Source organism: Pantoea sp. SIMBA_079 (assembly GCF_046940275.1).
Taxonomy (GTDB): domain Bacteria; phylum Pseudomonadota; class Gammaproteobacteria; order Enterobacterales; family Enterobacteriaceae; genus Pantoea; species Pantoea borealis.
Window position 1 is genome coordinate 1 of record NZ_JAWRYR010000125.1, and the last position, 320, is coordinate 320.

Sequence of the window (320 nt, forward strand, 5' to 3'; positions counted from 1 at the left end):
CTCCGTCAGGTGGCGGCAGCGGGGCGGCGCAGCGCCAGACGCGCGCCGGCCCAGGCCAGCAGAACCGGCAGCACCACGCCGGCCAGTGTCATCCACAGGGGATGGGGCAGCATCCAGGCGTTGAGCAGGACGCCCAGCACGATCAGCACGCCGACGGCCAGGCCCGCCGCCAGCCGGTGGACGCGGGCGAGCCGCGTCGCCAGCCAGCCGCCCGCGAACGCCGCGACCAGCCAGCCGAGCAGCACCCAGACCAGCTTGCCGGTCGGTGCACTGGCCACGAGCGCGGCGAGGTCCGCGTCGCTGGCGAGCTGCCCGGCGGG

The 320-nt window shown here is 76.9% G+C and carries 1 protein-coding gene; it reads right to left on the reverse strand.

The window, feature by feature from the left end:
* Positions 1–5 precede the first annotated feature (5 nt).
* Positions 6–320 (reverse strand): hypothetical protein (locus SB719_RS19390; protein ID WP_412159635.1); only part of this gene is annotated, 315 nt, incomplete at its 5' end.